Source organism: Amycolatopsis albispora, assembly GCF_003312875.1.
GTDB classification, from domain to species: Bacteria; Actinomycetota; Actinomycetes; order Mycobacteriales; family Pseudonocardiaceae; genus Amycolatopsis; species Amycolatopsis albispora.
Genome location: NZ_CP015163.1, coordinates 3,538,645 through 3,551,368 on the forward strand (window position 1 = coordinate 3,538,645; position 12,724 = coordinate 3,551,368).

The 12,724-nt window shown below is 71.1% G+C and carries 12 protein-coding genes; 6 read left to right on the forward strand and 6 right to left on the reverse strand.

Annotated elements, in window-relative coordinates:
- Positions 1-8: 8 nt before the first annotated feature.
- Positions 9-1,433 carry a pyruvate kinase gene (gene pyk / locus A4R43_RS16450; RefSeq protein WP_113693129.1) on the reverse strand — a complete coding sequence of 475 codons (1,425 nt, stop codon included), beginning with the start codon at positions 1,431-1,433 and terminating at the stop codon, positions 9-11.
- A 110-nt stretch (positions 1,434-1,543) separates the two neighbouring features.
- Between pyk and A4R43_RS16455 the strand changes: the two genes are divergently transcribed.
- Entirely contained in the window at positions 1,544-2,641 is a 1,098-nt protein-coding gene (locus A4R43_RS16455) for a hypothetical protein (RefSeq protein ID WP_113693130.1), read from the forward strand.
- Here A4R43_RS16455 and A4R43_RS16460 read toward each other — a convergent pair.
- Together A4R43_RS16460 and A4R43_RS16465 are read right to left on the reverse strand one after the other, a co-directional pair.
- A complete protein-coding gene (locus tag A4R43_RS16460; protein ID WP_113697654.1) occupies positions 2,619-3,284 on the reverse strand; it encodes a DUF2461 domain-containing protein in 666 nt (221 codons plus the stop codon). The two genes, A4R43_RS16455 and A4R43_RS16460, sit on opposite strands and share 23 nt — an antisense overlap.
- Before the next feature lie 81 nt (positions 3,285-3,365).
- Positions 3,366-4,556, reverse strand: a complete 1,191-nt coding sequence (locus tag A4R43_RS16465; protein ID WP_162788828.1) for a glycoside hydrolase family 18 protein — start codon at positions 4,554-4,556, stop codon at positions 3,366-3,368.
- Positions 4,557-4,819: 263 nt separating this feature from the next.
- On the opposite strand from A4R43_RS16465, the gene A4R43_RS16470 reads away from it, so the two are divergent.
- The gene (locus A4R43_RS16470; protein ID WP_113693132.1) at positions 4,820-6,262 is read left to right on the forward strand and encodes an aromatic amino acid ammonia-lyase; all 1,443 of its coding nucleotides are present in this window, start codon (positions 4,820-4,822) and stop codon (positions 6,260-6,262) included.
- Between the two features lie 67 nt (positions 6,263-6,329).
- Here the strand turns inward: A4R43_RS16470 and A4R43_RS16475 are convergent, their stop codons facing one another.
- Complete coding sequence (locus A4R43_RS16475) at positions 6,330-7,355, reverse strand: 6-phosphofructokinase (RefSeq protein ID WP_113693133.1); 1,026 nt, start codon at positions 7,353-7,355, stop codon at positions 6,330-6,332.
- Between the two features lie 318 nt (positions 7,356-7,673).
- Here A4R43_RS16475 and A4R43_RS16480 point away from each other — a divergent pair, with 318 nt between their 5' ends.
- Positions 7,674-8,747, forward strand: a complete 1,074-nt coding sequence (locus A4R43_RS16480) for a 3-deoxy-7-phosphoheptulonate synthase (protein ID WP_113693134.1) — start codon at positions 7,674-7,676, stop codon at positions 8,745-8,747.
- A 15-nt stretch (positions 8,748-8,762) separates the two neighbouring features.
- On the opposite strand, the gene A4R43_RS16485 is transcribed toward A4R43_RS16480, so the two are convergent.
- Both A4R43_RS16485 and A4R43_RS16490 read right to left on the reverse strand, forming a co-directional pair.
- Positions 8,763-9,263: a polyadenylate-specific 3'-exoribonuclease AS gene (locus A4R43_RS16485; protein ID WP_113693135.1), complete on the reverse strand. Its 501-nt coding sequence runs from the start codon at positions 9,261-9,263 to the stop codon at positions 8,763-8,765.
- A gap of 34 nt (positions 9,264-9,297) precedes the next feature.
- Positions 9,298-10,059: a lysophospholipid acyltransferase family protein gene (locus tag A4R43_RS16490; RefSeq protein ID WP_113693136.1), complete on the reverse strand. Its 762-nt coding sequence runs from the start codon at positions 10,057-10,059 to the stop codon at positions 9,298-9,300.
- Between the two features lie 236 nt (positions 10,060-10,295).
- On the opposite strand from A4R43_RS16490, the gene A4R43_RS16495 reads away from it, so the two are divergent.
- The 3 genes from A4R43_RS16495 to A4R43_RS16505 are packed head-to-tail and all read left to right on the forward strand — an operon-like array spanning position 10,296 to position 12,716.
- Positions 10,296-11,066: an alpha/beta hydrolase gene (locus A4R43_RS16495; protein ID WP_113693137.1), complete on the forward strand. Its 771-nt coding sequence runs from the start codon at positions 10,296-10,298 to the stop codon at positions 11,064-11,066.
- Positions 11,063-11,551 (forward strand): hypothetical protein, encoded by a 489-nt coding sequence (locus A4R43_RS16500; protein WP_113693138.1) that lies wholly within the window; start codon positions 11,063-11,065, stop codon positions 11,549-11,551. The genes A4R43_RS16495 and A4R43_RS16500 overlap by 4 nt, the downstream gene beginning before the upstream one ends.
- A 22-nt stretch (positions 11,552-11,573) precedes the next feature.
- On the forward strand, positions 11,574-12,716 hold the full coding sequence (locus A4R43_RS16505) for a glutamate--cysteine ligase (RefSeq protein WP_113693139.1): 1,143 nt from the start codon (positions 11,574-11,576) through the stop codon (positions 12,714-12,716).
- The last annotated feature ends 8 nt before the right edge of the window (positions 12,717-12,724 follow it).

Genomic DNA, 12,724 nt, shown 5'->3' on the forward strand with positions numbered 1-12,724 from the left:
GGATGCGCTCAGGCGTGATCGTCTTCACCGAGGCGGTGCACGCGGATCAGGTTGGTGGAACCGACCGTGCCCGGCGGGGACCCGGCCACGATCACCACCAGGTCGCCCGGCTGGTAGCGGTCCATCTCGACCATGGCGTGGTCGACCTGCTGGATCATCTGGTCGGTGGAGCCCACCTTCGGCACGATCCTGGTGGCGGTGCCCCAGGTCAGCGCGAGCTGGCTGCGCACGCTCTCCTCCGGGGTGAAGGCCAGCAGCGGCAGCCGGGTGTGCAGCCGGGCCAGCCGCCGCACGGTGTCACCGGACTGGGTGAAGGCGACCAGCGCCTTGGCGTTGAGCCGCTCGCCGATGTCGCGGGCGGCGTAGGAGATCACGCCGCGCTTGGTCCGCGGCACGTGGCTCAGCGGCGGGACCTGCGGCGAGTCGGTCTCCACCGCCTGGATGATCTTGGCCATGGTGGCCACCGACTCCACCGGGTAGCGGCCGACGCTGGTCTCACCGGACAGCATCACCGCGTCGGTGCCGTCGAGCACCGCGTTGGCCACGTCGGAGGCCTCGGCGCGGGTCGGCCGGGAGTTGCTGATCATCGAGTCGAGCATCTGGGTGGCCACGATCACCGGCTTGGCGTTCTCGCGGGCGATCTGGATGGCGCGCTTCTGCACCAGCGGGACCTGCTCGAGCGGCAGCTCCACGCCCAGGTCACCACGCGCGACCATGACCCCGTCGAAGGCCAGCACGATGGCTTCGAGGTTGTAGACCGCCTCGGGCTTCTCCAGCTTGGCGATCACCGGCACGCGGCCCTTGCCGACCCGGTCCATCACCTGGTGCACCTGGTCGATGTCGGCGGGCGAGCGGACGAACGACAGCGCCACGAAGTCCACGCCCAGGTGCATCGCGAACTCGAGGTCCTCGATGTCCTTCTCGGACATGGCGGGCACGGACACGTCCATGCCGGGCAGCGAGACGCCCTTGTTGTTGCTGACCGGGCCGCCCTCGGTGACCTCGCAGACCACGTCCTGGCCGTCGACCTCCTGGACCACCAGGCCGACCTTGCCGTCGTCGACCAGCAGGCGGTCACCGGGCTTGGCGTCGTTCGCGAGGCCCTTGTAGGTGGTGGAGACGCGCTCGTGGGTCCCGGCCACGTCCTCCACGGTGATGCGCACGATGTCGCCGTTGCGCCACTCGACCGGGCCGTTGGCGAAGGTGCCCAGGCGGATCTTGGGGCCCTGGAGGTCGGCGAGAATGCCGACCGCGCGCCCGGTCTCCGCCGCCGCCGCCCGGACGACGTCGTAGACCTCCTTGTGGTCGCCGTGAGTGCCGTGGCTGAAGTTCATCCTCGCCACGTCCATCCCGGCGTCGACGAGGGCCCGCACCTTCTCCGGGCTGGCGGTCGCGGGGCCAAGGGTACAAACGATCTTCGCGCGTCGGCTCACGTTCAGACAGCGTAGACCCTTATCGCGGCCACGTCTTTACCGATCCCGAGACCGATTCAACCTGTTTCTTTCCGTGTTCGCTCGGTAGTAACCCTTTGTATGCTCCGACGGTGCTCAAGGCGCTGGCGGTGCTGGTGGCCGTGGCCCTCGTGTCCTGCGCGCCCGGCCCCGCGCCACCGCCGCCCGCCTGGTCGGAGCTGACCACGCCGTCACCCGGAGCACGCGTCCTCGGGTTCACCCGATCGGGTGAGGAGATCCTGCTCACCGGGTCGCTGCCGGGGTCGGACGGCCGTGCGCCCGCGGCCTGGCTGGGCACCCCGGACACCGGCTGGCGGCCGCTGCCGCTGCACACCGCGGGTGGATACGGCGGGCAGGCCGAACTGATCGAGCCGTCGGCGGCGGACGGCAGGCTGCTCGCGCTCGGCCGCGCCTTCGGCGGCGCGCACGGCAGCGCGCGACTGACCCTCTGGTCCGGCGACGCGGCCGGGCTCACCGACCACCCTCAGCCCTTCGAACTGCTCGGCGGCCCGCGCGCGATGGCGGTCAACGGCACCGCGACCACCCCGGCGGCGTCCGTGCTCTCCGGGCAGTGGGACCACCCGGCCACCGGCCCCGGCGCCGCGCTGTGGACCTCGCCGGACGGTCAGGCGTGGTCCCGGCTCGACGATGAACCGGCATTGCTCAGTTCGCCCGGCGCGCAGACCCGCGCGCTCGGCGTCGCGGCGGCCGGTTCGCGGTTCACCGCCGTCGGGGACGTGCGTGCCGACCGGCGGTTCTCCCCTCTGGTCTGGACCTCCGAGAACGGCCGGAACTGGCAGCGGACCGAACTCCCCCGGCCCGCCGGTGCGACCGACGTGACCGCCACGCGGGTCGCCTGCGCGGACACGGCGTGCGTGGTGGCCGGGCTGTCCCGGTCGGACACCCAGCGAATGGCGTGCTGGCGGTCGGCGCCCGGCGGGAGCTGGTCGCTGGCGGAGGGGCCGGGCCTCGATCCCGCGCAGCTGCCCGAAATCACCGGCCTCGCCTTCGCCGGGGAACACGTGCTCACCACCGGCAGGATCGGCGGTCAGGCTCGCTTGTGGACCGGCTGCGGCACGGAGATGGCCCTGCCGGAAGCGGCCCCGCAGGCCGTCGCTTTCCCGCTCGGCAACCGGATTCTGCTGTCCACCGGCGAAAAACTGTGGCTCAGCGGCGAGGCAGCTGGCTGACGCCGACGTGGTCGCGGGCCCACTCGTTGAACGCGCGCACCTGCCGCCACGACTTGCGGACCCGGTCCAGACAACCGCGTTCGTGCAGCGTGTCGTCCGGCTCCCAGAGCTTCACCGCGTAGAGCGACTTGTGCCGCAGCAGGTCGATGCGCGGGTGGTCGGCGTCGTATCCGCGCGGCTTGGTCTTCAGCGCCTCACCCTTGATCTCCCAGCCCTGCTTGCGCAGCTTGGCCAGGATGCGCTCCAGCTCGGGGCCGTGCGGCTCGGTGTCCACCGCGCGCCGGAAGTTCGCCAGCTGGTCGGTGGCCAGGTGGAAGCAGCCGCCGCCGACGCGCAGCCCCGCCGAGCTGATCTCCACGTAGTACGCGCCACCGCCGCGGCCCTGCTCGATCACGCCACCGCAGTGCGTCTTGTACGGCCGCTTGTCCTTCGCGAACCGCACGTCCCGGTGCGGCCGGAAGACCTTGCCCTTGCCGAAGCCGTCGGAGAACTCCGCGTCCAGCTCGGTCAGCAGCGCCTCCATCGGGGCGCGCACGTCCTCGCGATAGGTGCGGAGATTGTCCTCCCAGTACGGCTTCGAGTTGTCGACCACCAGTCCGTCGTAGAAGTCGATCGCGTATTCGCCGAAGCCCGTGAACGTCACCCGCGCACCATAATCGGTGCCCACGACAGAAAGCGGGCGGGGAACTCGGCTTCCCCGCCCGCTCCTCGGCTACCGCCACTGCTAGCCGCTCTGGATGGCGCTGATCAGCTCGCCATTGGGGGTGTCACCCGAGAGTTCCCAGAAGAACGTGCCGCCGAGGCCCTGGGTGCGGGCGTAGCCGACCTTCCCCCTGATCGTGGCCGGGGTGTCGTAGCTCCACCACTGGCTGCCGCACTTGGCGTAGGCGGTGCCGGCGATGGTGCCGGTGGCCGGGCACTTGCTCTTGAGCACCTTGTAGTCCTCGATGCCCTGCTCGTAGGTGCCGGGCGCCGGGCCGGTCGCGGTGCCACCGGGCGCGTCCTGCGTCACGCCGGTCCAGCCGCGGCCGTAGAAACCGAGGCCCAGCAGGAGCTTGCTCGCCGGAATGCCCTTGCCCTTGAGCTTCTGGATGACCGCGTCCGAATTGAACCCGGCGGCGGGAATGCCGTTGTAGGCGGTCAGCGGGGAGTGCGGCGCGGTCGGCCCCTGTGCCGCCCAGGCCCCGAAGTAGTCGTAGGTCATCACGTTGTACCAGTCGAAGTACTGCGCGGCACCACCGTAGTCGGCCGCGTCCACCTTGCCGCCGGCTGAGCCGTCACCGGTGATGGCGGCGGTGACCAGCTTCGAGCCGAACTTCGCGCGCAACGCCGCGGCCAGGTTCTTCAGCGCGGCCGGGCCGCTGGTGTCGCAGGTCAGCCCGCAGGCGTTGGGGTACTCCCAGTCGATGTCGATGCCGTCGAACACGCCGGCCCAGCGCGGGTCGTTGAGCAGGTTGTAGCAGGAGTTCGCGAACGCGGCGGGGTTCTTCGCGGCCTGCCCGAAGCCGCCGGACCAGGTCCAGCCGCCGAAGGAGAACAGCACTTTGATGTTGGGGTACATCTTCTTCAGCCGCTTCAGCTGGCCGAAGTTGCCCCGCAGGGCGCCGTTGTCCCAGGTGTCGGCCACGCCGTCCACGCTCTCGGCGGCGCCGTAGAACCGGTCGTAGTCGGCGTAGGTGTCGCCCAGCACGCACTGGCCGTTGACCACGTTGCCGAAGGCGTAGTTGATGTGGGTCAGCTTGGCCGCCGAACCCGAGGTGTGGATGTTCTTGACGTGGTAGTTGCGGCCGTAGACGCCCCACTGGGCGAAGTAGCCGAGTGTCTTGCCGTGTGCGGTGATCCCGGCTTCGGCGGGTGCTGCTTCCGCCGGTGCCGGTGCCTTGGCCGAGGCCGGAGCCACGACCGCGATCGCCATCAGTGCGGCGGCGAGCACGCCGCCCGCACCCAGCCATCTCCGTCTGCGCGATGAGAACATCGGTGTCCTCCGTGAGCCCGGCGGTGCCACGGTGCACCGCTCGAGCCACCAAGCTAAATGGGTCTAGACCAATCCGTCAATGGTACAGACCACGGTTCGCTGAGTTGCCGGGACCGGCTACCCGGGGTCACCGGACGCCCCCGCGGGTGCACTGGAACGGCCTAGCGGCACGCTGAGCGGCAACCGACGGGAAGGAGACCGGGTTGGTCAGGGTGGACGGGCGGACACTCCGCTGTGGTGACGTGGTCGCGGTGGCGGGCATCGAAGGCGCGCTGGAGGTCGAGGTCGAGCCGGGTGCGCTGGCCGCGGCCGGGCAGGCGTGGGAACTGGCCGAGGAGCTGAGCACGCGGCGCGTGGTGTACGGCCGCACCACCGGCGTCGGCGCGAACAAGGACGACGCGGTCGCCGGGGAGCACTCCACCGACCACGGCCTGCGCCTGCTGCGCAGCCACGCCGGCGGCAGCGGTGAGCTGATGCCGGACGGCCAGGTGCGCGCGATGATGCTGATCCGGCTGAACCAGCTGCTGGCGGCGCGGTCCGGGATCAGCCCGAGCCTGATCGAAGCGCTCGCGGCCGCACTGCGGGCCGGCGCGCTGCCGGTGGTGCACCGGCTCGGCGCGATCGGCACCGGCGACCTGGCGCCACTGGCGGAAACCGGGCTCGCGCTGGCTGGGGAACGCCCGTGGCGCCGCGGTGGCGTTACCCCGGTGGCGGTGCAGGCGGGCGACGCGCTGGCGTTCATGAGCAGCAACGCCGCCACGCTCGCCGAAGCGATACTGGCCACGCTCGAACTGGACACGCTGACCAAGGCCAGTCACGCGGTCACCGCGCTGACCTACGTGGCGCTCGACGGCAATCCCGAGGCGTACGCGACCGCGGTGCACGAAGCACGCCCGCACGCCGGTCAGGTCGCCTGCGCCGCCGACCTGCGGCGCCTGCTCGGCATGGAGGCCACGCCCGCGCCCGGCCGCCGGATCCAGGACCCGTTCGGGCTGCGGGCGTTCCCGCAGGTGCAGGGGCCCGCGCTCGACGCGCTGCACCACCTGCGGAACGTGCTGGCGATCGAGATCAACGCGGGCACCGAGAACCCGATGATCTGCGTACCGGAGGGCGACGCGTACCACCACGCGCACTTCCACACCGCGTACGTGTCGTCCGCGCTGGACCAGGCGCGCGCGACCGTGCACCAGGTGGCCGAGCTGTCGGCGGCGCGGCTGGGCGACCTGGTCGAGCCGGAGTTCACCGGGCTTCGGCCGTTCCTCGCGGACGGCCCGGCGGGCAGCTCGGGCGTGATGATCCTGGAGTACGTCGCACACGACGCGCTGACCGAACTGCGGCAGGCGGCGCTGCCGGTCACCCTGGGCAGCGCGATCGTCTCGCGGGGGCTGGAGGACCACGCGAGCTTCTCCACGCAGGCGGCGCGGGCGACCACCGCGGCGTGCCGGGCCTACCGGCAGCTGCTGGCGTGCGAGCTGGTCGCGGCCGTGCGGGCGCTGCGCATGCGGCGGGCGAACCTGGTGGACATCCCGGTGCGGGCGGCGTTCGAGCAGGCGGGCGCGGTGCTCGACCCGAGCACGGCGGACCGGCCGCTCACCGAGGACATCGCCGCCGCCGCGACCGTCCTGGACGACCTGGCCCTCATCTGAGCGGTGTCACGAATGTGGCTTTCGAGACGCGGAACGTCTCGAAAGCCACATTCGTGACAGGGGCGGCTCAGCCGAAGAAGACCTCGGCTTCCTCGTAGCGGGCGGCGGGCACGGTCTTCAGCTCGGCCGTGGCCTCCGCCAGCTTCACGCGCACGATGTCGGTGCCCCTCAGCGCCACCATCACGCCGAAGTCACCGTCGGCCACCGCGTCCACGGCGTGCAGGCCGAAGCGGGTGGCGAGCACGCGGTCGTAGGCGGTCGGGATGCCACCGCGCTGGGTGTGCCCGAGCACCACCGCGCGCGACTCCTTGCCGGTCCGCTCGGCGATCTCCTCGGCCAGCCAGGTGCCGACCCCGCCGAGCCGGACGTGCCCGAACGCGTCCTTCTCCCCCGAGTGCAGCACCTCGGCGCCGCCCTCGGGAATGGCGCCCTCGGCGACCACGATGATCGGCGCGAACTGGCGCTCGAACCGCCGCTCCACCCATTCGACGACCTTCTCCACCGAGAACGGCCGCTCCGGCACCAGGATCACGTTGGCGCCACCGGCCAGGCCGGAGTGCAGCGCGATCCAGCCCGCGTGCCGCCCCATCACCTCGACCACCAGCGCGCGGTGGTGCGATTCGGCGGTGGTGCGCAGCCGATCGATGGCCTCGGTGGCGATGTGCACCGCGGTGTCGAAACCGAAGGTGTAGTCGGTGGCACCGAGGTCGTTGTCGATGGTCTTGGGCACGCCGACCACGCCGATGCCGTCGTCGGTCAGCTTCTTCGCCACGCCGAGGGTGTCCTCGCCGCCGATCGCGATCAGCGCGTCCACGCCCTGCTCGGCGAGCACACCGCGGATCTTCTCGACCCCGCCCTCGGTCTTGTACGGGTTGGTCCGCGAGGACCCGAGGATCGTGCCGCCCCTGGTCAGGATCTCCTCGACGTCACCGAGCCCCAGCGGCCTGCTGTCGCCGGTCATCGGGCCCTGCCAGCCGCTCCGGAAGCCGACGATCTCCCAGCCATGGGCCTCGATGCCCTTGCGGACCACCGCCCGGATCACCGCGTTCAGCCCGGGGCAGTCGCCGCCACCGGTCAGCACACCGACTCGCATCAGACTCAGACCTCCGCTTGCCTGCATTGTGTTGGGTCACACATCCGGCGCCAGCGTAGCGGTACCGAACTTGATCGGTGCAGCAGCCATGGTCTAGACCACTGTACAGGCCTCGACCAGGGCGAGCCCGCCGTACCCCCGGTGCCGATCCCGGCTGTGCTACCGTCGCGGCGTGCAGCGCTCCTATTTCTGGTTTAGCAGGCCGGCCCCGGGTGGGCCGGTCGGCGACGCCGTGCGCTGACCTTCCACCCTCGAGCCGGTTTCCCAGCCGGCTCGGGCGGAGCACGATCGGGCGGCTGGGCCGAAAGGACCCCCGTCATGACGATCACCTTCGATCCCACCCTCGCCCTGGACAACCAGCGCACCACCAGCATCAGCCCGCTGATCCCGCCGGCGTTGCTGCGCGAGGAGCTGCCCGTCGGCGAGGCCGTCGCCCAGACCGTCCATAAAGGACGAACAGGGACGGTCGGCGTGCTCGACGGCACCGACGACCGGCTGCTCGTCGTGGTCGGCCCGTGCTCGGTGCACGACACCGCCGCCGCCATGGACTACGCCCAGCGCCTCGCCGCGCACGCCGAGGGCCTCGGCGAGCAGCTCCACGTGGTCATGCGCGTGTACTTCGAGAAGCCGCGCACCACGCTCGGCTGGAAGGGCCTGATCAACGACCCCGGCCTGGACGGCAGCTTCGCGGTCAACCGCGGCCTGCGCATGGCGCGGCGGCTGCTGCTCGACGTGTCCTCACTCGGCCTGCCGGTCGGCTGCGAGTTCCTCGACCCGATCACCCCGCAGTTCATCGCCGACATCGTCACCTGGGGCTCGATCGGCGCGCGGACCGCGGCCAGCCAGGTGCACCGGCAGCTGTGCAGCGCGCTGTCCATGCCGGTCGGCATCAAGAACTCCACCGAGGGCGACGTGCAGGTCGCCGTGGACGCCACCCGCGCCGCCGCGGCGAGCCACGTGTTCGCCGGGATCAACTCCGACGGCGTCGCCGCGCTGCTGACCACCGCGGGCAATCCCGACTGCCACGTGATCCTGCGGGGCAGCGCGGCCGGGCCGAACTACGACGCCGGCACCGTCTCCGACACGCTCGGCAGGCTGCGCAAGGCCGGGCTGCCCGAGCGCGTGTTGATCGACGCCAGCCACGGCAACAGCGGCAAGGACCACGTGCGCCAGGCCGAGGTCGTCGGCGAGCTGGCCGGCCGGATCGAGCGCGGCGAACGCGGCCTCACCGGCGTCATGCTGGAGAGCTTCCTCGCCGGCGGGCGCCAGGACCTCACCCTCGGCCGGGCGGACGAGCTGACCTACGGGCAGAGCATCACCGACGCCTGCCTGGACTGGTCCACCACGGCGCGCCTGCTCGACCGGCTCGCCGAGGCCGTGCGGGCCCGCTGACCAGGAGAGACGACCTCAGCCGGGCAGCCCCCGGCGGCGCCATTCCTCCTCGATCGCCCGCCACCGCACCAGGTTGTGGCGGGCGTCGGCGAGGGCGTCGTGCGCGTTCGCCGGGGCCGCGGGCAGCTTCGGCTTGCCCACGTCCTCCCAGCGCTGCCGCAGGTCACGGGTGAACCGGGGCAGCTGCCTCGGCAGCGCGGGCATCGGGCCCCACAGCTGCGCCAGCGCCACGTGGTCGTAGGCGGCGAACCAGGCCCACAGCTCGATGCCGCCGGGCGGCTTGCCGAAGAACTCCAGCAGGTCGGTGCGGATGCGCTCGCGCCCGCGCCACGCCTTGTCCGCGGGCGACGGCAGCTTCGGGAGCACGTTGTCGCGCACCCACGGGCCCGCCTTGTCCGGGTCGAAGTCGGTGGAAACCGCGTAGAACTCCCGGCCGTTCTCGTCCACGACACCGATCGACACCAGGTCGATCGTCACGCCGTCCTCGATGAACTCGGTGTCGTAGAAAAATCGCACCGGGCAACCCTAGTAGCGGGCCGGTGGCCGCCGATCAGGAGGCTTTGCTCTCCGGCACGCGGTCCGCGTCCACGCCGGAGGGCTGCTTCGGCACGTCGGGACGCATCCCGGCGGCCTCGGCGGCGGCCAGCTCCTTGGCCTTGGCCGCGTAGATGTCCACGTACTCCTGACCGGACAGCTCCATCAGCGCGTACATGATCTCGTCGGTGATCGAGCGCTCGATGAAGCGGTCACCGGCGAGGCCCTCGTACCGCGAGAAGTCCAGCGGCTTGCCGAAGCGGACCTCGAGCCGCCGCGGCCACCACATCTTCGAGCCGATCGGATTGACCTTGTCGGTGCCGATGGTGACCACCGGGATCACCGGCACGCCGGCTTGCAGCGCGATCCTGGCGACGCCGGTCTTGCCCTTGTACAGCCTGCCGTCCGGCGAGCGGGTGCCCTCGGGATAGATGCCGAGCAGGTGGCCTTCGCGCAGCACGCGGATCGCGGTGTCCAGCGCGGCCTGCGCGGCCGAGCCGCCGGAGCGGTCGATCGGGATCTGGCCGAGCCCGCTGAAGAACCACTTCTTCAGCCTGCCCTTGATGCCCTTTTCGGTGAAGTACTCCGACTTGGCCGGGAAGGTCACCTTCCGGCGGACGTAGAGCGGCATGAAGAAGGAGTCGGCGACGGCGAGGTGGTTGCCCGCGAGGATCGCGCCACCGGAGGCCGGGATGTTCTCGGCCCCGGAGACCTTGGTCGGCCACAGCAGCCGCAGCAGCGGGCCGAGCAGCACGTACTTCATCAACCGGTACAGCACCTTGCTCCAGGCCTCCTCGCAGGCGAAACGGTCTTCGTCAGCCGAATCCGATCAGCAAGACTACGAACTCGTCCGTACCCCGCACAACGCTTGACCCCCGGTTGCGAGTGCCCAGCGATCGATCTCACATCCGGCCGCATCACCCCCAGTGTCCGGCATCGCCCCACGAGCGGCCCGACCCGTGCGAATATGGAGGTCTCACCTGGCCCCGGAAGCTCTCCCAGGAAGGCGGCAGCATGCCTGTGCTCGCCGGCGCGGAACCCTTCGCGCACACCGGCTCCACCGAAGCCGGCGTGCTGCTGTGCCACGGGTTCACCGGCACCCCGGCCAGCATGCGGCCGTGGGGCGAGCACCTGGCCGCCGCCGGGTACACCGTGCGCGGGCCGCGCCTGCCCGGCCACGGCACCACCTGGCAGGAGATGAACCGGACGAACTGGACCGACTGGTACGGCTGCGTCCGCGCGGAACTGCTGGAGCTGATGGACACCTGCGATTCGGTGTTCGTCTGCGGGCAGTCGATGGGCGGCACGCTGACGCTCAAGCTGGCGCAGGAGTTCGGCGACCGGATCGCCGGGCTGGTGCTGGTCAACCCGTCGGTGACCACGCTGCGGTGGGACGCGAAGCTGCTGCCGGTGCTCGGCCGCGTGCTGCCGTCGGTGCCGGGCGTGGCCGGGGACATCAAGAAGCCGGGCGTGGTGGAGCAGGCCTACTCGCGGGTGCCGGTGCGCGCGGCGGCCAGCCTGAGCCGGCTGTGGAACCTGGTGCGCCGCGACCTCGGCAAGGTGACGCAGCCGCTACTTCTGCTGCACTCGGTCGTTGACCACGTGGTGGAGCCGGTGAACGCGCGCATCGTGGCCGAAGGCGTGCGCAGCTCGCCGTTGATCGACGTGGAGCTGACCGACAGCTACCACGTGGCCACCCTGGACAACGACGCGCCGCTGATCTTCGAGCGCAGTGTCGGCTTCTTCCGATCGATCGCACACAGCGGGCAGGTGGACCCGAGATGAGCCGTTCGAACTCCGCTGACGGCCCGGAGGACATCGACGCCACGTTCGCCGAGATCGTGGCCGACCTGCGGGCCGAAGGCGTCGGCACGACGCTCGAGCAGCAGCCGGACGACGAGCCCACGCCCCCGCCGCCGTCACCGGCGCCGGGCCCGCCCGAGCAGACCGTGGCGGCCAGCGGCTGGCGGGGTGCCGACCGCGAGTGGGAAGCCACCGTCTTCGGTGACGACCCGGCCTCGGACGACGAGCACTTCGTGCCGCCGGAACCGCCGCCGCTGCCCCGGCCGCGCAAGGGCGCGCTGGTGGTGCTGCTGTTCTTCGTGCTGGGCCTGCTGCTGCTGATCGCGCCGGGCGTGATCGGGCTGTCCAGCTCGCTGGGTACCCCGATCGGGTTGCTCGTGCTCGCGGTGGGCATCGGCCTGCTGCTGCTCCGCGTCCGGCAGGGCCCGCCGGACGGTGCCGACCCGGACAGCGGCGCGCAGGTCTGAGCTTCCCGCCGTAGGCTTGGTCATGCGCATCGACTTCCAGCCGTCGCGACGCTCGACCGTGGGCGCCGAATGGGAGCTGGCGCTGGTGGACCGCCGCAGCGGCGAGCTGACCTCGGTGGCGCAGCGCCTGCTGGACGCGGTGTGCCCGCCCGGCGGCGCCGAGCACCCGAAGATCAAGCAGGAGCTGCTGCTCAACACCATCGAGATCATCACCGGCGTGTGCGACACGGTGGCCGAGGTCGCCGAAGACCTGGCCGCCTCGCTCGACGAGCTGCGGGTGCACACCGACCCGCTCGGGGTGGAGCTGTTCTCCGCCGGCACGCACCCGTTTTCCACCTGGTACCAGCAGAAGGTCACCGACAAGGAGCGCTACGCCAAGCTGATCGACCGCACCCAGTGGTGGGGGCGGCAGATGCTGATCTACGGGGTGCACGTGCACATCGGGCTCGACCACCGGGACAAGGTGCTGCCGGTGCTCAACGCGCTGCTCAACTACGCGCCGCACCTGCAGGCGCTGTCGGCTTCGTCGCCGTACTGGGGCGGGGAGGACACGGGGTACGCGTCGAACCGGGCGCTGATGTTCCAGCAGCTGCCCACCGCTGGGTTGCCGTTCCAGTTCACCGAATGGGGTGAGCTGGAAAGCTACGTGGACGACATGTTCGTCACCGGGGTGATCGACCACTTCTCGGAGATCCGCTGGGACATCCGGCCCGCGCCGCACTTCGGCACCATCGAGATGCGCGTGTGCGACGGGGTGCCGACGCTGGAGGAGGTGGCCGCCATCGCGGCGTTCACCCAGTGCCTGGTGGACGACTTCAGCACGCGGCTCGACCAGGGCGAGACGCTGCCGACCATGCCGCCGTGGCACGTGCAGGAGAACAAGTGGCGGGCCGCGCGGTACGGGATGGACGCCATCATCATTCTCGACGCGGCGGGCAACGAGCGGCTGGTCACCGAGGACCTGGACGTGGTGCTCGAACGACTGGAACCGGTGGCGAAGCAGCTCGACTGCCTCCGGGAGCTGCGCGGCGTGGAGACCATCCTGCGCCACGGGGCGAGCTACCAGCGGCAACGGGCGGTGGCGCGGGAGCACAACGGGAGCCTGAAGGCGGTGGTCGCCTCGTTGATCGCCGAAATGCGAGACGGCGTCACCCCGGTGAGGTGAGCGGGGCC